General features: G+C 71.2%; 19 protein-coding genes. 11 read left to right on the forward strand and 8 right to left on the reverse strand.

The window, feature by feature from the left end; translation table 11 throughout:
* The first annotated feature begins 47 nt into the window (after positions 1–47).
* Complete coding sequence (locus tag ACIBQ8_RS13430; protein ID WP_397180148.1) at positions 48–755, forward strand: GntR family transcriptional regulator; 708 nt, start codon at positions 48–50, stop codon at positions 753–755.
* Here the strand turns inward: ACIBQ8_RS13430 and ACIBQ8_RS13435 are convergent.
* Positions 739–1,575: a metallophosphoesterase gene (locus ACIBQ8_RS13435; protein ID WP_397192042.1), complete on the reverse strand. Its 837-nt coding sequence runs from the start codon at positions 1,573–1,575 to the stop codon at positions 739–741. The two genes, ACIBQ8_RS13430 and ACIBQ8_RS13435, sit on opposite strands and share 17 nt — an antisense overlap.
* 123 nt (positions 1,576–1,698) lie before the next feature.
* On the opposite strand from ACIBQ8_RS13435, the gene ACIBQ8_RS13440 reads away from it, so the two are divergent.
* From ACIBQ8_RS13440 to ACIBQ8_RS13465, 6 genes are all read left to right on the forward strand, one after another.
* Positions 1,699–4,209: a DNA translocase FtsK gene (locus ACIBQ8_RS13440; protein ID WP_397180146.1), complete on the forward strand. Its 2,511-nt coding sequence runs from the start codon at positions 1,699–1,701 to the stop codon at positions 4,207–4,209.
* Positions 4,210–4,286: 77 nt separating this feature from the next.
* The gene (locus ACIBQ8_RS13445; protein ID WP_397180145.1) at positions 4,287–5,051 is read left to right on the forward strand and encodes a helix-turn-helix domain-containing protein; all 765 of its coding nucleotides are present in this window, start codon (positions 4,287–4,289) and stop codon (positions 5,049–5,051) included.
* A gap of 58 nt (positions 5,052–5,109) precedes the next feature.
* On the forward strand, positions 5,110–6,519 hold the full coding sequence (gene rimO / locus ACIBQ8_RS13450) for a 30S ribosomal protein S12 methylthiotransferase RimO (RefSeq protein WP_352323163.1): 1,410 nt from the start codon (positions 5,110–5,112) through the stop codon (positions 6,517–6,519).
* Positions 6,516–7,088, forward strand: coding sequence for a CDP-diacylglycerol--glycerol-3-phosphate 3-phosphatidyltransferase (gene pgsA, locus ACIBQ8_RS13455; RefSeq protein ID WP_357985696.1), 573 nt, complete (start codon positions 6,516–6,518; stop codon positions 7,086–7,088). The genes rimO and pgsA overlap by 4 nt, the downstream gene beginning before the upstream one ends.
* A gap of 8 nt (positions 7,089–7,096) precedes the next feature.
* Positions 7,097–7,588, forward strand: coding sequence for a CinA family protein (locus ACIBQ8_RS13460; RefSeq protein WP_397180144.1), 492 nt, complete (start codon positions 7,097–7,099; stop codon positions 7,586–7,588).
* A gap of 286 nt (positions 7,589–7,874) precedes the next feature.
* The gene (locus tag ACIBQ8_RS13465; RefSeq protein WP_352323171.1) at positions 7,875–8,231 is read left to right on the forward strand and encodes a helix-turn-helix transcriptional regulator; all 357 of its coding nucleotides are present in this window, start codon (positions 7,875–7,877) and stop codon (positions 8,229–8,231) included.
* Here the strand turns inward: ACIBQ8_RS13465 and ACIBQ8_RS13470 are convergent.
* The 3 genes from ACIBQ8_RS13470 to ACIBQ8_RS13480 form a co-directional block, all read right to left on the reverse strand.
* Positions 8,228–9,007 (reverse strand): DNA-formamidopyrimidine glycosylase family protein, encoded by a 780-nt coding sequence (locus ACIBQ8_RS13470; RefSeq protein ID WP_397192043.1) that lies wholly within the window; start codon positions 9,005–9,007, stop codon positions 8,228–8,230. The genes ACIBQ8_RS13465 and ACIBQ8_RS13470 overlap by 4 nt on opposite strands.
* A gap of 83 nt (positions 9,008–9,090) precedes the next feature.
* Positions 9,091–9,540: an Rrf2 family transcriptional regulator gene (locus ACIBQ8_RS13475; protein ID WP_358291879.1), complete on the reverse strand. Its 450-nt coding sequence runs from the start codon at positions 9,538–9,540 to the stop codon at positions 9,091–9,093.
* Positions 9,541–9,548: 8 nt separating this feature from the next.
* Complete coding sequence (locus ACIBQ8_RS13480) at positions 9,549–11,420, reverse strand: endonuclease/exonuclease/phosphatase family protein (RefSeq protein ID WP_397192044.1); 1,872 nt, start codon at positions 11,418–11,420, stop codon at positions 9,549–9,551.
* Between the two features lie 89 nt (positions 11,421–11,509).
* Here ACIBQ8_RS13480 and ACIBQ8_RS13485 point away from each other — a divergent pair, with 89 nt between their 5' ends.
* Positions 11,510–12,691: an ROK family protein gene (locus tag ACIBQ8_RS13485; protein ID WP_397180173.1), complete on the forward strand. Its 1,182-nt coding sequence runs from the start codon at positions 11,510–11,512 to the stop codon at positions 12,689–12,691.
* A 24-nt stretch (positions 12,692–12,715) separates the two neighbouring features.
* Here the strand turns inward: ACIBQ8_RS13485 and ACIBQ8_RS13490 are convergent, their stop codons facing one another.
* The 4 genes from ACIBQ8_RS13490 to ACIBQ8_RS13505 form a co-directional block, all read right to left on the reverse strand.
* Entirely contained in the window at positions 12,716–14,155 is a 1,440-nt protein-coding gene (locus ACIBQ8_RS13490) for a glycoside hydrolase family 3 protein (protein WP_397180141.1), read from the reverse strand.
* 76 nt (positions 14,156–14,231) lie between these two features.
* Positions 14,232–15,083: a carbohydrate ABC transporter permease gene (locus ACIBQ8_RS13495; protein WP_352352381.1), complete on the reverse strand. Its 852-nt coding sequence runs from the start codon at positions 15,081–15,083 to the stop codon at positions 14,232–14,234.
* Positions 15,080–16,093, reverse strand: a complete 1,014-nt coding sequence (locus ACIBQ8_RS13500; protein WP_397180140.1) for a carbohydrate ABC transporter permease — start codon at positions 16,091–16,093, stop codon at positions 15,080–15,082. Before ACIBQ8_RS13500 ends, ACIBQ8_RS13495 begins: the two co-directional genes overlap by 4 nt.
* 2 nt (positions 16,094–16,095) lie before the next feature.
* Positions 16,096–17,415, reverse strand: a complete 1,320-nt coding sequence (locus ACIBQ8_RS13505; protein WP_397180139.1) for an extracellular solute-binding protein — start codon at positions 17,413–17,415, stop codon at positions 16,096–16,098.
* Between the two features lie 137 nt (positions 17,416–17,552).
* Between ACIBQ8_RS13505 and ACIBQ8_RS13510 the strand changes: the two genes are divergently transcribed.
* From ACIBQ8_RS13510 to ACIBQ8_RS13520, 3 genes are all read left to right on the forward strand, one after another.
* Complete coding sequence (locus ACIBQ8_RS13510) at positions 17,553–18,701, forward strand: ROK family transcriptional regulator (RefSeq protein ID WP_352323153.1); 1,149 nt, start codon at positions 17,553–17,555, stop codon at positions 18,699–18,701.
* 12 nt (positions 18,702–18,713) lie between these two features.
* Positions 18,714–19,370 (forward strand): M15 family metallopeptidase, encoded by a 657-nt coding sequence (locus ACIBQ8_RS13515; RefSeq protein ID WP_397180138.1) that lies wholly within the window; start codon positions 18,714–18,716, stop codon positions 19,368–19,370.
* A 74-nt stretch (positions 19,371–19,444) separates the two neighbouring features.
* Complete coding sequence (locus tag ACIBQ8_RS13520) at positions 19,445–20,530, forward strand: glutamate--cysteine ligase (protein ID WP_397180137.1); 1,086 nt, start codon at positions 19,445–19,447, stop codon at positions 20,528–20,530.
* The last annotated feature ends 24 nt before the right edge of the window (positions 20,531–20,554 follow it).

Here is a 20,554-nt window from a genome sequence, read left to right on the forward strand (position 1 = left end):
CGCATGTGGCCGGAGGATGAACCCTGCGGCACCTTTAAGGTGTTCACGTGCCACGACAAGCCCGCTACCGGGAGATCGCCCAAGTCCTCGGCAGGTCCATCGAGTCGGGCGAACTGGCGCCGGGCGAGCGCCTGCCGACCGAGGACGCGCTGGCCGAGCGCTACGGCGTCCACCGGCTGACCGCCCGCCAGGCGATGGTGGAGCTGCGCAAGGCCGGCCTGGTCGAGACCCGGCAGGGGCTCGGGAGCTTCGTCAGGCGGGCGCCGCGCCGGATCGAGGTCTCCGTCGACCCCGAGACGCGCCGCCACCGCCCTTCGGACATCGCGGGCATGGCTGGCGTGTTCGGCGGCGGCGAGCGGGTCGTGGAGCGCGCCGAGGCGGCGCATCCGGTGGCGGCCGGTCACCTGCGGCTGCCCGGCGGCGTCGTGCACGAGATCACCACCCTGCTCCGCAACGCCGAGCGGCCCTGCGTGCTCAGCCGCTACCGCCTGGCCCCCGAGCTGGCCGGGCTGCGCCTCGACCTCAAGGCGGGCGTGCTGGCCTCGCTGGAGGCCGCCGGCCACGCCTACCGCTACGCCTGGCACGCCATCTCGGCCGAGCCCGCCGACCTGCACGACCAGAGCATGCTGGAGATGCAGGCGGGCGAGGCGGTGCTGGTGCGGGAGGGGCTGCTCACGCATGACGGGCAGCCCCTGTGTCACGTCGAGCGGCGCTGCCGCGGCGACATGATCTCGTTCGTCACCCGATATGACTGAGCAGGACCTCGGTGTCCAGCTCGTAGACCGGCGGCGCGGCCGACAGCGGCACGAGCGTGGCGAGCGCCCCTGACGGGCCGAGGTCCACGCGGGTGAACGCCTGCAGCGGCAGCGCCCGCGTGCGCCCCGCCGGGGGCATGGTGTCGGCGGCGTAGGCGCTGCCGGGGCCCACCCAGACCGGGATGCCGGCCAGCGTGCCGGCGCTCGCGCTGTGCGTGTGACCGGCCAGCACGAGCCGCACGTCCGTCCCCGCCAGCACGCGGGCCAGCCGTTCGGGCTCGCGCAGGCCGATGCCGTCCATGAGGGGCAGCACGCTCGGGATCGGCGGGTGGTGCAGCACCAGCACGCTGCCGTCGGGCGCGGGCGTGGCGAGCGTGTCCGCCAGCCAGGCGAGCTGGTCGTCGTCGAGCTCGCCGTGGTGCCGGCCGGGCACGGAGGTGTCCAGCGCGACCAGCCGCAGGCCGCCCGCCATCGTGACGGCGTCCCAGGGGCCGTCCGCGGCGCGCGGGCGGGCGGCGGCGTTCAGCCCGGCCAGGCCCGCGCGGAAGGCCGCGCGCTCGTCGTGGTTGCCCATGGCGGTCACCACGACCGCGCCGAGCGCCCGCGCGGCCTGCCCGACCGCCTCCTCCAGCAGCCGGTACGAGGCCAGGTCCCCCTGGTCGGCCAGGTCTCCCGACAGGACGACGGCGGACACCTCCGTCCCGGAGGCCAGGACGGCGGCCAGCGCGGCCCGCAGGGCGCCCACCGGGTCCGCCGAGCCGTGCAGCGGCCCCTCGGGCACGACATGGACGTCGGTCAGATGGATCAGCGTGTACGTCATGACCGCCGACGATGCACGACGCCACTGAACGTGATCAGTCATCTATATGAATACAGTCGGACATTTCGGGCGCACGGCGCGTCTCCGCGCGTGCGACGCCGTCTCCGACGTACCTTTGGCATCATGGCCACCCGTACGCCGAAAAGCGCATCGAAGGGGCCGGCGAAGCGGTCGACCTCGCCTCGATCGACCCCCGCGAAGCGGCCGGCCACGGCGGCGGGGCGACCGAGGCCGAAGGCCGCGAGCTCCGGCCGCAAGTCCTCCGTCACCCATCCCGACCCGATCAGCTGGGTCTTCACGATGATCGGCAAGCTGATCGTCGGGCTGTGGATGCTGCTCGCCAACGGCATCGGCAGCACCGCCCGCGCGCTCGGCAAGAACGCCCGCGAGCTCGACCCCGCACACCGGCGCGACGGCGTGGGCCTGTCGGTGCTGGCCGGCGCGATCGTGCTGGCCGCGATGACCTGGCGCAACCCCGAGGGCACGGTCTCCGGCGTCGTGAACACCGTCGTGCACGCCGTGTTCGGCTCGCTGGCCTGGGCGCTGCCGCTGCTGCTGGGCCTGCTGGCCTGGCGCTACCTGCGCCACCCCGACCAGAACGCCGACACCGGCCGCATGGTCATCGGGTGGAGCGCGCTCATGGTCGGCGTGCTCGGCGTCATCCACGTGGCCAACGACACCCCCTACCCGGCGGGCCAGGGGCAGGGCATGGACAAGGTGTCGGCCGCCGGCGGCATGATCGGGTTCATCGTGTCGGCGCCGCCGATGAGCATCCTGCCGTCCTGGATCACGATCCCGCTGCTGCTGCTCCTGTCCGGGTTCGGCGTGCTGGTGATCACCGCCACGCCCGTCCACCGCATCCCCGAGCGGCTGTCGGAGCTGCGGCACATGCTGTTCGAGCGGCACGCCGAGCCGCTCGCACCGCGCGAGCCCGCCAAGCGCCGGCCGCGGGCCAAGAAGGCGGAGGCCGAGGGCGCCGAGACGGTCAAGCCGTACGACACGCCGGTCCTGGCCGAGAAGGACAAGCTGGCCGACCACTCGCCGGAGATCGTCCCCGGGCTCGTCGACGGGCCCGCGGACGAGGAGCCGTCCGTGCCGGAGCGCCGGCCGGAGCCGCCGGAGCCCACGCCCGCGCCGCGCAAGGTCGAGCAGCTCGTGCTGTCGCCGCAGGCGGGCCCGTACAGCCTGCCCGACCTGCAGTTCCTCAAGCCGGGCACCGCGCCCAAGCCGCAGACCAAGGCCAACACGACCGTGGTCAACGCGCTGACCAGCGTGCTGGAGCAGTTCTCCATCGACGCGCAGGTGATCGGCTTCACCCGCGGCCCGACGGTCACCCGCTACGAGATCGAGCTGGGCCCGGCGGTCAAGGTGGAGAAGGTCACCGCCCTCACCAAGAACATCGCCTACGCCGTCAAGTCGGCCGACGTCCGGATCCTGTCCCCGATCCCCGGCAAGTCGGCCATCGGCGTCGAGATCCCCAACGCCGACAAGGACCTGGTCGCGCTCGGCGACGTGCTGCGCTCCCAGGTGGCCCAGGCCGACCACCACCCGATGATCGTGGGCCTGGGCAAGGACGTCGAGGGCCGCACCATCGTCGCCAACCTCGCCAAGATGCCCCACCTGCTCATCGCGGGCGCGACCGGCGCCGGCAAGTCGGTCTGCGTCAACGGCCTCATCACCAGCATCCTCATGCGTTCCACCCCCGACGAGGTGCGCATGGTCCTGGTCGACCCCAAGCGCGTCGAGCTCAGCGTCTACGAGGGCATCCCGCACCTCATCACGCCCATCATCACCAACCCGAAGAAGGCCGCCGAGGCCCTGGAATGGGTCGTGGGCGAGATGGACCGCCGCTACGACGACCTGGCCGCCAGCGGCTTCCGGCACGTCGACGAGTTCAACAAGGCCGTGCGCGCGGGCAAGCTGGTGCCGCCGCCGGGCAGCGAGCGGGTCTACCAGCCGTACCCGTACCTGCTGGTGATCGTGGACGAGCTGGCCGACCTCATGATGGTGGCCCCGCGCGACGTCGAGGACTCGATCGTGCGCATCACGCAGCTCGCCCGCGCGGCCGGCATCCACCTGGTGATCGCCACCCAGCGGCCCTCGGTCGACGTCGTCACCGGCCTGATCAAGGCCAACGTGCCGTCCAGGCTGGCCTTCGCGGTGTCGTCGCTGACCGACTCGCGGGTCATCCTCGACCAGCCGGGCGCCGACAAGCTGGTCGGCCAGGGCGACGCGCTGTTCCTGCCGATGGGCGCGAGCAAGCCCATCCGGATCCAGAACGCGTTCGTCTCGGAGAAGGAGATCGCCGAGATCGTCACGCACTGCAAGGAGCAGATGCAGGTCGAGTACCGCGACGACGTGGCCGCCGCGCCGGTCAAGCGGGAGATCGACGAGGAGATCGGCGACGACCTCGACCTGCTGATCCAGGCCGCCGAGCTGATCGTGACCACCCAGTTCGGCTCGACCTCGATGTTGCAGCGCAAGCTGCGCGTCGGCTTCGCCAAGGCCGGACGGCTGATGGACCTGCTGGAGAGCCGCAACGTGGTGGGCCCCAGCGAGGGCTCCAAGGCCCGGGAAGTGCTGGTGAAACCGGACGATCTGCCCGGCCTGCTGGCCGACCTGCGTGGCGAATGACCCCAATGCACGGTTCCACGGCGATAACTGATTGAATATGAACCACTACGCACTGTCGTGGTGGGGAGGCGTTCGCTGTGCAGGAACAGAGCATCGGGGCCATGCTGGCAGCGGCCAGGCAGGCGGCGGGAATGACGGTCGCGCAGGTCAGCGCGGCGACCCGGATCAGAGAAACGATCATCAACCGGATGGAGCAGGAGGACTACGACCAGTGCGGGGGCGCGTTCTACGCCCGCGGCCACGTCAAGGCCATCGCCAAGGTCGTCGGGCTCGATCCCGAGGCCACGGTCCACCTGTTCGACCAGCAACACGGCGGGGCGCCGCAGCCCGTCCGCGCCGCCGCGGTGTTCCAGGCCGACCGCACGCTCGCCCTGCGCGAGCGCCGCGGGCCCAACTGGACGATGGCGCTCGGCGTGGCGCTGGCCGTCGTGGTGGTGTTCGGCACGGTGCGCGTGCTCGGCGGCGCGAGCGACCAGGTGCGCACCGCCGACGTGCACGCCATCACGCCCAAGCCGAGCGTGCCGCCGAACACGCCCATCACCGAGGGGCCCAGGGCCGCCGCGGGCAAGGGCAAAACGGGCAAGGGCATGGTCACCCTGAAGATCCAGGCCAGGCGTACGTCGTACGTCAACGTGCGCGACGGTCAGGGCCGGATGCTCTTCGCCGGGATGTTGAAGGCCGGGGACAGCTCGACGTGGCGGGCCGCCGAGAAGGTCAGCCTGCTTCTCGGTGACGCGAGTGCCGTGTCCTTGCAGGTCAACGGCAAGAAGGTGGACAAACTCGGGGGCCGGGGGGAGATGGTGACCCGCTCGTTCGGCCTCGACGCGTCGCCTCCGCGGTAGTCCGGCGGGGAGGCCGTGCATCAGGTGGTGGCCAACTCCCGATACCGTAGTGTTCACCATGTCATCCCGCCGAACCGCATCGCTGATCACCCTGGGCTGCGCGCGCAACGAGGTCGACTCCGAGGAGCTGGCCGCGCGACTTGAGGCTGCCGGCTGGCAGCTGGGCGACGACGACCCCGACGTCGTCGTCGTCAACACGTGTGGCTTCATTGACTCGGCCAAGAAAGACTCCATCGACACGCTGCTCGCCGCCGCCGACTCCGGGGCGAAGGTGGTGGCCGCGGGTTGCATGGCCGAGCGCTACGGCAACGAGCTGGCCGAGGCACTGCCCGAGGCGAGCGCCGTCATCTCCTTCGACGACTACACCGAGATCGGCGGCCGGCTCGACGACGTGCTGGCCGGGCGTCCGCTCAAGCCGCACACGCCGCGCGACCGCCGCACGCTGCTGCCCATCTCGCCGGTCGAGCGCGGTAGCGCGCCCAAGACCGGCATCCCGGGCCACGGCGAGCTGCCCGACGGGCTCGCGCCCGCCAGCGGCCCGCGCGTGCTGCGCAAGCGCCTCGACGAGAGCCCGGTCGCCTCGCTCAAGCTGGCCTCCGGCTGCGACCGGCGCTGCACGTTCTGCGCCATCCCGGCCTTCCGCGGGGCCTACGTCTCGCGCAACCCCGACGAGCTGCTCGCCGAGGCCGACTGGCTGGCTCATCGCGGCGTGCGCGAGCTCGTCCTGGTCTCGGAGAACTCCACCTCCTACGGCAAGGACCTGGGCGACCTGCGGGCGCTGGAGAAGCTGCTGCCGCAGCTCGCCGCCGTCCCGGGGATCGACCGGGTGCGGGTCAGCTACCTGCAGCCCGCCGAGCTGCGGCCGGGGCTGATCGACGTCATCACCGCCACCGAGGGCGTGGCCGACTACTTCGACCTGTCCTTCCAGCACGCCAGCGGCGGCGTCCTGCGCCGGATGCGCCGCTTCGGCGACCCCGAGCGCTTCCTCGGCCTCCTGGAGAGCGTGCGCAAGGGCGCTCCCGAGGCGGGCGTGCGCTCCAACTTCATCGTGGGCTTCCCGGGCGAGACCGAGGAGGAGTTCGGCGAGCTGGTCGGCTTCCTGGAGCAGGCCAGGCTCGACGTGATCGGCGTGTTCGGCTACTCCGACGAAGACGGCACCGAGGCGGCCAACCTGCCGGGCAAGCTCGACCAGGAGGTCATCGACGAGCGCGTGCGCGTGCTCACCGAGCTGGCCGAGGAGCTGACCGCCCAGCGCGCGGAGGAGCGCATCGGCACGGAGGTCGACGTGCTCATCGACGACGACCTGGGAGACGGCGGCTACGAGGGCCGGGCCGCCCACCAGGGCCCGGAGGTCGACGGCTCGGTGACGGTCCAGGGCATCGGCCTGGTCAAGGGACAGATCGTGCGCGCGGTCGTGGTCGACGCCGAGGGGGTTGACCTGATCGCGCGCATCAAGGCCAGTCCATGACCAGGGACGAGCGCCGCGTGGTAAGCCCGTGGAACATCGCCAACGTCCTCACGGTCCTCCGGTTGGCGCTCGTCCCCTTCTTCGTCGCATGCCTGTTCCTGCCCGGCACCGGCTGGCGGCTGGCCGCCCTGGGGGTGTTCGGGGTCGCCTCGATCACCGACCATCTCGACGGCGAGCTGGCCCGCCGCTACGGGCTGATCACCGATTTCGGCAAGATCGCCGACCCGATCGCCGACAAGGCGCTCACCGGGGCGGCGCTGGTGTGCCTGTCGATCCTCGACGAGCTGCCGTGGTGGGTCACGATCGTGATCCTGGGCCGCGAGCTGGGCATCACCCTGCTCCGGCTGGTGCTGCTGCGGCACGCGGTCATCCCGGCCAGCTACGGCGGCAAGGTCAAGACCGTGCTGCAGATCGCCGCCATCGTGCTCTACATCCTGCCGGGGGTGCCCGACCCGCTGCGATGGGTGGTGATGGGCGCGGCGCTGGTCGTCACCGTCGCGACGGGCGTCGACTATCTCGTACGGGCGGTCAAGCTGCGCCAGGTGGCCAGACGGGCGCGTGGGGAGTGATCTGAGCGATGGCGGACGTGGCCGAGGTTCTGGCCCTGCTGGTGCGGCAGGACGCCACCGTGGCGGTGGCCGAGTCGCTGACCGGCGGGCTCATCGGGGCCGCGTTCACGTCGGTCCCGGGGGCGTCCAAGGCGTACCGGGGCGGGGTGATCTCCTACGCCACCGATCTCAAGCGCGATCTGCTGGGCGTGCCCGGCGAGCTGCTGCGGCGCGAGGGGGCCGTGCATCCCGAGGTGGCCGCGGCGATGGCCGAAGGGGTCGCCCGGGTGTGCGGGGCGGGATACGGGCTGGCCGTGACGGGTGTGGCCGGCCCGGAACCGCAGGACGGAAAGCCCGTGGGCCTGGTGTACGCCGCGGTCCACGGCCCGGACGGGGAGAACCTGGTGCGGGCGTTGAGCCTTGAGGGGTCGCGCGAACGTATCCGGGTAAGGACGGTGCACGAGGCAGTCGATCTCCTTGCAGGTGTGCTGAAGGCCAACAAAGGGGAACATTCCGGATGATTACCGTGTTACGTCCCGAGCGAACATGCGAAGCACGGTCTGACGCGGTGTCGGTGGATACGGGTACGGTGGAGCTGTGAGTGAGGTCCGTGAGCCAACTGCAAGCACCGAGCGCCCGGCAGGCGGGCCTGATGAGTCGCGCGACCAGGCACGAGCGGCAGACCCGGGGCGGCGACGCCCCATGATGACGGCGAGGAGTATGTACGAAGCCAAGAAGACCAATGTGCGGCACGATCCGATCGCGCGGGGCGTGGTGAAGACATCCACGCCGGGGAGGGAGCGACAGATGATTCTGCTGCGTCAGCTGCTCGGTGACGTGCTGAGGCGGTTGCGGGTGCGTCAGGGGCGCACGCTACGCGAGGTGTCCACGCTGGCGCGTGTCTCGCTCGGCTATCTTTCCGAGGTCGAACGCGGCCAGAAGGAAGCCTCGTCCGAGCTGCTCGCGTCCATTTGCGGTGCTCTCGGTGTGCCGCTCTCGCAGGTGTTGCGTGAGGTTTCCGACCAGTTCGCGCTGGCGGAGCTCCAGGCCGCGCCTGTGCTGGCCGACATGCCCGAGCACGAGCGTCTGCCCCTTGCCGAGACGGTTCCCGGCTCGATCGGCGACACCGTGTTCCCCGAGGTCAAGGACATGGTGGCGGCCTAACGCGGCTGGCAGCCACCACACCACAGGATCAGCCTTTCCTGTGGCTGTGCCCCCATCTCCCCGCGGCTGATGCGCGTGCCGCATCGGCGACAGGGTCTCCCTGCCCTGCCGTAGACCCAGGTCTGGTTCGCCGGGCGGCGATCACCTGTCGTCACCGTGCCGCCATGCCCCTTGTTGGCCTCCAGCAGCCGGTGGGCCAGCGTGACGAGCCCTTCGAGATCCTCGATCTCCCCGACCTTCCGCCACGGCCAGATCCCGCGCAGGAACAGGGTCTCGGCGCGATAGATCGTGCCGATCCCCGCCAGGTTGCGCTGATCGAGCAGCGCTTCGCCGATCGTCCTGTCCGGTGCCGCTCGTAGCCTTCGTACGGCCTCGCCCGGATCCCAGCCGGCGCCCAGCAGGTCAGGCCCCAGGTGCCCCACCAGCCGCGGCTCGTCGGCGGTCGTGACCAGGTCGACCATGCCGAGCTTGATCCCCACCGCCTGCCACTCCTCGTTGGCCAGGATCAGCCGCACCTGGTCGCCGCCGGCCGTGCGCCGCCCCGCGGGCATGACCCGCCAGCTTCCGTCCATGCGCAGGTGGGTGTGCACGGTCAGGCCGCCCTCGACCCGGGTCAGCAGATGCTTGCCCCTGGAGACCGTGGTGAGCACCGCCCGGCCCCTCAGGTCGGCGGTGGCGTGCCGCGGGACGCGGAAGTCCGACCTGGTCAGCACGCGGCCGTCGAGCGCGCCGCGCAGGCGCGCAGCGGTGCGGTAGACGGCGTCTCCCTCGGGCATCCCTCCAGTCTAGGTACCCGTCCTCCGGCCGGGGCGGCGGCCACGGGCCCGAGGGCGCCCGCGGCCAGTGCCCGGCGCGGCGGTCAGTCCCAGGCGGCGGGGTCGGCGGCGAGCTGGCGGACGCGCTCGGGAAGGCTGCCCGAGGCGACCTGTTCGAGCGTGACCTCCTCCAGGATGGCCCGCTCGGTGGCGCGCAACGCGATCCACACCTGCTGCAACGACTCGGCCGGGCCCCGGTAGCCGACATGTTCGGGACGCTCGCCGCGCACGTTGGCCAGCGGCCCGTCCACGGCCCTGATCACGTCGGCGAGCGAGATGTTCGCGGCGGGCCGGGCCAGCACGTAGCCGCCCTCGGGACCCCGCTGGCCGCGCACGAGGCCGGCGCGGCGCATCTGGAGCAGGATGTTCTCCAGGTATTTGGGAGGCATGTCCTGTTCCTTGGCGAGCTCACCCACGGTAGTCGGACCCGCGCCGGCTGCGGCGAGTTCAGCGGCGGCACGGAGGGCGTAGTCGACACGAGCGGAAAGGCGCATGTTCTCGATTATCCCTCCTGGTCAACACTGGTTAGGCGCAAGGTCGTCAGAACGGGCAGGTGATCCGAATACGGCAACCGCGGCGCCTGCGCAGAAACCGCAGTCAATCCCTTGGTGAGCAGCACGTGGTCGATGCGCTCCTTGGGGGCGTCGGCGGGCGAGGTCGGCGGGTCCCCGAACGCGGTCAGCGGGTCGCTCAGCCCGGCCGCCTTCAGCACCTCCATGGCCGGATCGGTGGGCCGCGTGTTGAGGTCGCCCGCCAGGATCACCGGCCGCCTCACCTGTGCCCCCGCTCCGACGGAGAGGTGCCCGGCGGCGGCGGCGTCCCGGCCGGCGGCCAGGGCGCGGGCGATGGCGGCCACCTCGGGCGCCTGGCCCTCGGGGGCCTGCAGGTGGGTGTTGACGATGCCCACCTCCCTGCCGCCGACCTCCAGGACGATCGTCTGGGCCTGCGCCCCCGTGGGGTAGTCGTGGGCGCCGAGGGGGTGGGAGTGCACCTGCTTGACCGGGAGGTTGGTGAGCAGCGCGTCGCCCCACACCTTGTCGGCGGCCGGCGCGAAGTGGTAGCGCATGCCGAGGCCGCGGGCGATCCTGGCCAGGTCGTCGTGACCGCCGTTGAGCAGCCAGCCGCGGTCCACCTCGCTCAGCAGCACGATGTCGGGCTTCTGGGCGGCGGCCCAGGCCGCGATCTTGTCGAGCGACAGGCGGCCGTCCAGGCCGTAGCCCATGCGGATGTTGTAGGCGATCAGGGTGAAGGTGTCGCCCTGCTTGGCCCGTACGGGCGGCGCGGCCGGCGCCCCCAGCGTCACCAGCCCCACCAGCAGGACGGCGACGCCCAACGGCAACCAGCCGATGCGGACCGGCACGACCGGCTGCGGCGTGTGCCGGACCAGGGCCGTGACCACGCAGAGGACGGCCACCAGCACCGCCACCGCCACGAGGACGAAGCCGTTGGGGAAGCCCAGGTCGAGGTCGTAGGCGGCGTAGTAGACGAACAGCCCGACGAAGAAGACCAGCCCGCCGCCGAGCACGGCCACGCCGGGACGCCGCCCGGCGGGACGGTCGAGCCGCGCGGTCCCGGCGAGCAGACCGCCGAGCCAGCCGATCATCAGCACGGTGAAGTAGGACGCCGACAGGGCCAGGCCCACCGCGCAGACCACCAGCAGGACCCCGAGGATGAGGTCGAAGATCGGCGACAGCGGCGGCTGGGCGGCCTGCGCCACGACCATGACCAGGACGACGGCGAGCAGGCCGGCACCTGCCAGCACCGGCCACACGTCGGTCGGGCTCTGCTCCGGCTTGGCCCAGCCCGTGGCGGCCACGCCGGTCAGCAGCATCGCCGGGCCGAGCAGGAACCAGGTGAGCGTGGGCGCGCGGTCCACCTCGGCGGCCGGCGGCCGGACCAGGCTCAGGAAGGCGGCGCAGGCGCAGAGCACCGCCGGCCACGGGACGAGGCCGTCGCGCCAGACCAGGTCCACGCCGTCCAGCAGCAGGTGGACGATCAGTGACAGGCTCAGGCCGCCCATGACGCCGACGGGGACCGCCCGGCGCGGCACGGCGTGGGCGCAGCCGTACAGGAAGACCAGGCCCGCGGTGACGCCGGCGGAGGCGACGTAGAGCTGGCTCGCGCCCGCCTGCAGCAGGATCCTGGCGAGGACCAGCGCCGCGGCGCCGCCGAGCAGAGCGTGGCGCGGCTTGGCTAACAGCGCCAGGAAAGGCAGGATGAACCAGGCGGCGGCGTAGAGGCCCATCAGCTCCGGCGGCGTCTCGCCCGCCCGGCCGAACAGGGTGATCAACGACGGGAGGAAGACTCTCAACACGTCCAGCAGCAGCACGAGGCCGAGCGCGAGCATGATCGCCGGGCCGCGGGGGATTGTCATGAGGCATCCTCGTGTTCGGCTCCGATGATATGCAAGAGCTGGGGCGCTAAACTTCCAACAACCTTTTCGAATTGACGGTGGGAATCAGCGTGGAGCGTCGTCCTGGTGTGCCCAGACTTCTCCGGGAGATCAACGATCGGGCCGCACTGGAGCTGTTGCTGGCCACCGGCCCCATGACGAGGGGGCAGATCGGCGACCTGACCGGTCTGTCCAAGGTCACCGCCTCCCAGACGCTCGCGCGGCTGGAGGAGCGCGGCCTGGTCGAGGTGGTGGGCGCGCAGGCGGGCGGCAGGGGGCCGAACGCGGCGCTCTACTCGGTCATCCCCTCCAGCGCGTACGTGGCCGGTCTGGAGGTGGGGCCCGAGCTGATCTCCACTGCCGTCGCCGACATCCACGGCCGCACCATCGCCGAGGTCACCGTCGATCCCGGCGGCCGTGACGACCCGGTGGCCGCGGTGCACGGTGCGATCGTCAAGGCGTGCCGCAGCGCGAAGGTCAGCCTGGCCAAGCTGCGCGGCGTGGTGATCGGCACGCCGGGCGTGGTCGATCCGCGCAGCGGCGACGTGCGCTTCTCCTTCGACCTGCCGGGCTGGCACGAGGGCATCCACGAGGCGCTCGCCGGCGACCTGCGGCGCGAGGTGACGATCGAGAACGACGTGAACCTGGCCGCCATCGCCGAGTACGCCGACGGCGCGGCCAAGGGCGTCGACGACTTCGTGCTGGTGTGGGCGAGCCGGGGCCTCGGCATGGCCGTCATGCTGGGCGGCAAGCTCCACCGGGGGCGTTCGGGCAGCGCGGGGGAGATCGGCTACCTGCCGGTGCCCGGCGTGCCGCTGCCTGAGGACATCCGCACCAAGCCGGGCCGGCTGCCGTCGCTGGCGGGCGGCCTGCAGTCGCTGGTGAGTGCCGAGGCGGTGGCCGAGCTGGCCCGTGGCTACGGTTTCACGGCCGAGAGCGCCGGCGAGTGCGTCGAGGTCGCGGTGGCGGCCGGGTCCCGCGGCGAGCCGATGCTCGACGAGATCGCCCACCGGCTGGCGCTGGGCGTGGCGGCGGTCTGCGTGATCCTCGACCCGGGGCTGGTCGTGCTGGCCGGGGAGGTGGGCCACGCCGGAGGATCCGCGCTGACCTCCCGGGTGGAGGAGGCCGTGGCGCGGATCTGCCCGGTGCGGCCGCAGGTGGTCACCACGGCGGTGGCCCACGCCAACCCCGTGCTGCGCGGCGCGGTGCTGGCCGCCCTGGACCAGGCGCGCGAGGAACTCCTCGCGCCCTGATCCGGCGGGCCGTGGCCGCCTGTCTCAGGCGGTGATCAGTTCCACGGCGGCCTGGGCGTTGGCCCTGGCCGCCCCGTACGTGGCGATGTAGGCGGCGCTGTCGGGCCGCCAGACGGGCAGGCCCATCTCGATCACCGTCGCGTCCTGGCGGGCCGCCACCAGGGCGGAGACCAGTTCCTGGCTCTCCTGGTAGCGGTGGGCGTCCTTCACCACGATGACCAGCGACCGGTTCGCGGCCTTGGCCAGCAGGGCGGGGACGTCGGCGGCCGCGGGCTCGACGCGGACGATCTCGGCGTCCGGCAGCCACGGGCCCACACCCCATGGCACGTTCCCCACGGCGATCGTGGGCGGGGTGTCCACCTCGATCACCAGGGGTTCCACCAGGGGTTCCGTCTCGCCGGTCAGCCGCACGGCGCGGCGGGCGGCGTGCAGGCCGACCCCGTTCTGCTCGGCCGCGATCACCTCGGGCGTGCCGAACCAGGCCCGCAGCGCTCCCACGCGGTCGGCCGCCTCCTCCAGCCTGGCGGCCGGCAGGCGGCCCTCGGTCACCGCGGCCACGATCTCCCCGATGACCCGCTGGACGTCGTCCTCGCCGGGGATCGGGCCGAGGCAGATCAGGTCCGCCCCGGCCGCGAGCGTGAGCACGGCGCCGTTGGCCAGGCCGACGCTCTTGGTGATCGCGTGCATGTCCAGCGCGTCGGTGATCACCACGCCGTCGTAGCCGAGCTCGCCCCTGAGGAGCCCGGTCAGAGCGGCGGGTGACAGGGTGGCCGGAGTGTCCCCGGTCACCACCGGAACCGCCACGTGGGCGGTCATCACGGTCCTGGCGCCGGCCTCGATGGCCGCCCGGAACGGCGCGAGCTCGCGGGCGCGCAGCACGTCCAGGCCGACGTCCACGACGGGCACGGCCAGGTGGGAGTCCACCCGGGTGGCGCCGTGGCCGGGGAAGTGCTTGACGCAGGCGGCCACGTTCACCGACTGCAGGCCGTTGACCGCCGCGACCGTGTGCCTGGCCACCAGCGCCGGGTCGGCGCCGAAGGACCTGGTCCCGATCACCGGGTTGTCGGCCTCGGTGTTGACGTCCGCGCTCGGCGCGAGGTCCAGGTTGATGCCGCACGCGGCCAGCTCGGACCCGATCGCCGCATAGACCCGGCAGGTCAGGTCCACGTCGTCGACCGCCCCCAGCGCCGCGTTCCCCGGGTACGGGCTGCCGACGTGGTAGGCCAGCCGGGTGACGTCCCCGCCCTCCTCGTCGAGCGAGATGACGGGCTCGGCCGAGGCGCGCAACGTCGTGGTGAGCGACCTGACCTGGTCGGGACCGGCGACGTTGAACCCGAAGAGCGTCACGCCGCCCAGGCCGTTGTCCAGCTCACGCAGCACCCAGTCGGGCGCCGTGGTGCCCTGGAAGGCGACGAGCAGCGTGCCGGCCGCGAGGCGACGCAGCCCCCGATCACTCTGACTCATGGCTCCTCATCACTTGAATGACGGCACGATCGGGTACGGCCCGGACCAGCCCGAGCCGTACGAGGATCAGTGCCTGTTACCCCTTCACGGCGCCGGCGGTGAGACCGGCGACCATGCGGCGTTGTACCAGCAGGAAGAAGACGACCACCGGAAGGGTCATCAGGGTGGAACCGGCCATGATCGCGCCCCAGTCGACGCCCTTCTGGCCGAAGAAGTACTGCAGGGCGACCGGCATCGTGTAGCCCTCGGAACCCGACATCAGGTAGAGGGCGAACACCAGATCGTTCCAGGCGGTGATGAACGAGAAGATGCTCGTGGCCACCAACCCCGGCGCGACCAGCGGGAACAGCACCTTCCAGAACGTGGTCAGGCGGCTCGCGCCGTCGATCCAGGCCGCCTCCTCCAGCGTCCGCGGCACCGCGGCCACGAACGTGCGCAACATCCAGATGCCGAACGGCAGCGTCAGCGCGACCTGGGTGATGATCAGCCCGATGAGCTGGTCACCCAGGCCGACCCGCTTGACCATCATGTACAGCGGGATGAGCAGGCCCTCGGCCGGCAGCATCTGCACGATGAGCAGGATGACCAGGAACGTGCCGCGCCCCTTGAAGCGGAAGCGGGCGATGGCCGTGGCCGACAGCAGCGCGAAGACCGAGCCGATGAGCACGGTGCCGAGCGCCACGATCGCGCTGTTGCGCATGTAGAGCCAGATGGAGTTGTTCGCCACGCCCTCGGTCAGCACCCGTGCGAAGTGGTCGAAGGTGAAGTGCGTCGGGAACGGGATGAACTCCGTCGTGAAGATCTGGTCGTTCTCCTTGAAGCCGGTGGAGACCATCCAGTAGACGGGGAAGACCGCGTAGAGGAAGACCAGCACGCCGGCCGTGTTCAGGAGGATCTTCCCGAGCTTCTTGCGGGCCAGCGCGTTCACATCTCCTCCTGCTTCACGATCTGCCGGACGTACGCGACGGTGATGATGAGCAGGATGATCGTCAGCACGATGGAGATCGCCGCGCCCGTGCCCAGCTTCTGCGGGGGCTTGAACGCCTCCGCGACCGCGTACATCGACAGGTTGAAACCGTCGCGGTTGGTCGGGCCGTTCATCAGCACGTAGAGCTGGCTGAAGACCTTGAAGTCCCAGATGATCGACAGGATCGTCAGGACGGCGAAGACCGGCTTGAGCAGCGGCAGGGTGATCTTCCTGAACGTCCGCCACGCCCCCGAGCCGTCGACCTTGGCCGCCTCGTACAGCTCGGACGGGATGCCCTTGAGGCCGGCCAGCACCGAGACCGCGATGAACGGGAACCCGGCCCACACCACGCACACGATCAGCGCGACGTAGAGCGGGAAGGTGTCGTTGAGCCAGGGGGTGCCCGACCAGTCCCGCTGGCCGGCGGGCGGCGCGGCCAGCCAGTCGGGCAGCAGGTTGAGCAGCCAGTTCACGATGCCGGACTCGGCGTCGAAGAGCGAGCGCCAGATGACGCCCTGCGCGACCGGCGGCACGGCCCAGGCGAACATGCACCCGATGACCACGAACAGGGACATCTTCTTGCCGAGCTTGTTCAGCAGGACGCCGACCGCGGTGCCCACGATCAGGGTGAGGCTGACGGCGACGAAGGCGAACACCACGGTGTTGCGCAGAGCCGACCAGAAGATGTCGTTGGAGAGGACCTTGTTGAAGTTGTCCAGGCCCACCCATTCGGCCGGCTTGCTCCCCCTGATCTGCGCGAGCCCGACCTTCTGGAAGGCCATCACGCCGAGCTGGAACATCGGGTACAGCAGCAGTCCCGCGATGACCAGCAGACCGGGGACGAGCAGCACGTACGGGATGCTCCAGGTGGGCATCCCGGTGGCCTTGACGGGCCCGCCGCCCTTCTTACGGCGGCGCCCCGGGGCGGGGGACGAGCCCCTGCCCCGGGTGACCGTAGTCGTGTTCGCCATCGTTACTGGTTCAGGATCTCTTCGAGTTCCTTGTTGGCGTCAGCGAGGGCCGTGGTGGTGTCCTTCTTGCCCTCGATGACGGCGCGTGCCGCGTTCTGCAGCACGGCCTTGGTGGCGTCGGCCTCGGCCCAGTTCGGGTCGGCCGGGAACGCCTTGGCCTTGGCGAAGGCCTGGGCGAACGGGCCCTGCGCCGGGTCCTCGTTCAGCGCCGCCAGGGTGTCGGGGTAGACCGGCAGCAGGCCGCCTTCCTTGGCGTAGCGGTCGGCCCAGGTCTTGCTGGTGGCGAGCTTGATGTACTCCTTGCCGAGGTCGGCCTCCTTGGTGCCGCCCCACAGCGCGATGTCGTTGCCGCCGAAGAAGGACGGGGCCAGGCCGCCGGTCTTGGCGGGCAGCGGGAAGAAGCCGAGCTTGTCGCCCTTCAGCTTGCCCTTCGAGTCCTCCTCGATGCCGGGCAGGTCCCAGCCGGCGGTGAGGTACATCGCCACCTTGTTGTTGGCGAAGCGCTTGCGGATGTCGACGGTGTTCAGCGTCAGGTTCGCCTTGCTGGACAGACCGCCGGTGACCAGGCCGGTGTAGGTCTCGAAGCCCTTCTGGAAGCCGGGGTCGGTCAGCTTGCCGACCCACTTGTCGCCCTCCTTGACGGCGAACTCGCCGCCCTCGGACCAGGCGAACGCGGCCAGCAGGTGGTTGGCGTCGGAGCCGCCGTTGAAGGCGAAGCCGTCGACGCCGGCGCCCTTCTCCTTCTGGATCTTCTTGGCCGCGGCGACGAGCTCGTCCCAGGTCTTGGGAACCTCGATCTTCAGGTCGGCGAACCAGTCCTTGCGGTAGAGCACGGCGCGGGCGCCGGCGCCCCACGGGATGCCGTAGACCTCGCCGTCGACCGTCTCGTAGCCGTAGAGGTTCTGGGGGATCTGGGCACGGTCACCCTCGTGCGCGATGTCGGTGATGGGAGTGAGCGCGTCCTGGCTCTGCCACATCGGGACCTGGTCGTTGCCGATCTCGGTCACGTCCGGGCCGGTGCCGGTCGCGGCGGCGGCGAACTTGTCCGCCACCTGCGGCCACGGGATCCACTCAAGCTTGACCTCGGCGCCGGTCTGCGTCTTGAACTCGGCGTTGAGCTCTTCCATGTACTTGGCGGCGGCAGGGTTGCTGTCGCCGAGACGCCACACGCTGAGCGTCTTGCCCGCGAACTTCGGGCCACTGGAAGCGGGGGCGGCCGCGCTGGACGACGGCTTCGGCTCCTCGCTTGACCCACAGGCGGCCAGGCCCAGGGCCAGGGCGGCCGTGGTGACCGTAGTGGCTGTGATCTTCGCGATCCTCACAGGGTTCTCCCTTCCCGGGTGCTGGCCTACGGTCCGCACCAGGCTGATCGTCAAATGCCGAACGACGCTGTTAAACTAACAAGAAACTTTCTTAAAAGAAACGCTCGTTAGCCATTCGTGACGAGAGGGGTGCGGTAATGAGTCGAAGCCCGGGGATCCCCCGGTTGCTGCGCAGGTTGAACGACCGCTCGGCACTTGAACTCCTCCTCGCGGACGGTCCGCTGACCCGCGCCGAACTGGGGGAGCGAACGGGGCTATCCAAGGTAACCGCAGGTCAGCTGCTCGCTCGACTCGAAGAGCGGGGCCTGGTGGAGGTCGCGGGCGAGCGCGCCGGCGGCCGGGGCCCGCACGCCGCCCTGTACGCCGTGGTTCCGTCGAGCGCGTACGTCGCCGGTCTGGAGGTGCTGCCCGACAGCCTCACTGTCGGTGTGGCGGACATCACAGGTAAAATCGTTGTCGAGGTGACGGTCAACCCGTCCGACGCCCGTGATCCGGTCAAGGCGGTCCACTCGGCCGTCCAGCGGGCCTGCGCCACGGCCAGCGTCGAGCTCTCCCAGCTCCGCTCCTTCGTCATCGGCACCCGGGGCGTCGTCGATCCCCGCAGCGGCGACGTGCGCTGGTCCTACGACCTGCCCGACTGGCACGTCGGCGTGCTGGCCAGCCTGCGCCAGACCCTCGGCGGCTCGGTGACGATAGAGAACGACGTCAACCTCGTCGCCCTGGCCGAGAGCCGCTACGGCGCCGCCGTCGGCCACGACGACTTCGTGGTCATCTGGGCCGGCGTCGGCCAGGGCCTCGGCGTCATGCTCGGCGGCCGGCTGCACCGGGGGATCACCGGCGGCGCGGGCGAGATCGGCTGGCTGCCGGTGCCGGGGGAGCCGCTGCCGTCCGACGTCTCGCAGCCGCAGTCGGGCTCGTTCCAGCGCCTGGTGGGCCACGACGCCCTGCGCGGCCTGGCCGGCGAGCACGGCGTGATCGGCTACACCGTGCCCGACCTGGTCCGCAACGGCGACGAGGACTACCTGGACGAGGTGGCGGGCCGCCTGGCCGTGGGCGCGGCGGCCGTGGCCGTCGTGCTCGACCCCGGGCTGATCGTGCTCAGCGGCGACGTCGGCCGGGCCGGCGGCGAGCGGCTGGCCGCCAAGGTCGAGGAGGCCGTGGCCCGCGTGTGCCCGAGCCAGCCGACCGTGGTGACCACCAAGGTGACCGGCAACGCGGTGCTGCGCGGGGCCATGGTCGCGGCCCTGGAGCAGGCCCGGGAGCAGGTTTTCTCCGACACTGTGTGAGAATTTCTGCCCATGTGGCAGCTCGACACCGACGTAGTCCTCATCTCCGATCCGCGCGTCTCGGCGATCCCCGTCCGGGAGTGCGGCGAACCGCTGGCCGACGTACGCGGGCGGCTGCGGGTCGACACGCGGATGGCCGACGCCGACGGCGCGTACGCGCACCTGCGCGCGGGGCTGCTCGACCGGCTGGAGCGGGCCGAGCGCTCGTTGCCCGACGGCTTCCACCTGCTGATCGTCGAGGGATACCGGCCCATCGCCACGCAGCGGCGTATCTTCGAGGGGTATCGCGAGGAGCTCCTCACCACTTATCCCGACATGTCGCCTGACGAGTCCTTTATCGCGGCCAGTCGGTATGTCTCCCCTGTTGAGGTCGCTCCCCACACCGCCGGCGCCGCCGTCGACCTGACCCTGTGCGCCCCCGACGGCACCGAGTACGACATGGGCACCCAGGTCAACGACAACCCCGAGGAGAGCGACGGCGCCTGCTACACGGCCGCCGCCGGCATCCCGGCGCAGGCCCGCGTCCACCGCGAGATCCTGGCCGCCGCCCTGGAGCCCGTGGGCCTGGTCAACTACCCGACCGAGTGGTGGCACTGGTCGTACGGCGACCGCTACTGGGCCATGTCCACCGGCGCCCCCGCCGCCCTGTACGGTCCTGCCCCCTTCTAGCCAGGTTTTCCCCCGGCAGCGGTACGGGCACAACCTGTGGCGGAGGCTCTTCGGACTCCCCCAGCGAGGTGTGCATGGTTCCGTTGATCGGGATCGAAGAGGAATACCTCGTCGTCGATCCCCGCACCCGCCACGTGTCCCCCCGGGCGGCCGAGGTCCTGGCCGCCGCGACGGACATGCTCGACGTGGCCCACGAGATCACCCGTTTCCAGGTGGAGGCCCGTACGCCGCCCTCCGCCGACCTCAGTGAGCTGGGCTCCCAGCTCCGGGCAGCACGGAAGGAGGTGGCCGAGGCGGCCCGGTCCTGCGGCCTGGCGGTCGTGGCCAGCGGCATCCCGGTGCTCGGCAACGTCATGCCGCCGCCGCTCACCGACGACCACCGCTACCAGCAGGGCAAGGAGCTCTACCGGGCGTTGCAGGACGAGATCAGCATCTGCGCGCTGCACGTGCACGTCGACGTACCGGACGAGGAGATCGCCGTCTACGTCGGCAACCATCTCAGACCCTGGCTGCCGACGCTGATCGCGCTGGCCGCCAACTCGCCGTTCTTCGTGGGCCGCGACACCGGCTACGCGTCCTGGCGGGTGATCAGCTGGGGGCGGTGGCCGGTGTCCGGGGCGCCGCCGTACTTCCCGACGTTCGGCGACTACGAACTGGCGCTGCGGGCGCTGTCGGAGTCGGGCGCGCTGATGGACCCCAAGACGGTCTTCTGGGACACCCGTCCGTCGCCGAGGCTGCCGACGGTCGAGATCAGGGTGGCCGACGTGCCGCTCGACGTGAGCGACAGCCTGACGATCATCGGCCTGATCCGGGCCCTGGTCGTGACCGCGTTGCGGGAGGTGGCGCGCGGCGACCGCGGGCTGCCCATCCCGTCGGAGGTGCTGCGGGCCGCCTACTGGCGGGCCGCCCGGGACGGCCTGGTCGGCGACAGCCTCGACGTGCGGCACGGAACGCTCGTGCCCGCCACGGTGATGGCCCGCCGGCTGTTCGGGCACGTGAGCGCCGCGCTGGCCGAGGCCGGCGACCTGACCTTCATCGACGAGGGCCTGGAACGGCTGCTGAGCAAGGGCTCCGGGGCGGTGCGCCAGCGGCGCGTGCACGCCCGGGGCAACGACCTGACCGACGTGGTCGACGACCTCATCGAGGCCACCGTCGCCTGACCCGCCCGTTCACCGCAGTCCCGC

The organism is Nonomuraea sp. NPDC049646 (genome assembly GCF_044465525.1).
GTDB lineage: Bacteria > Actinomycetota > Actinomycetes > Streptosporangiales > Streptosporangiaceae > Nonomuraea.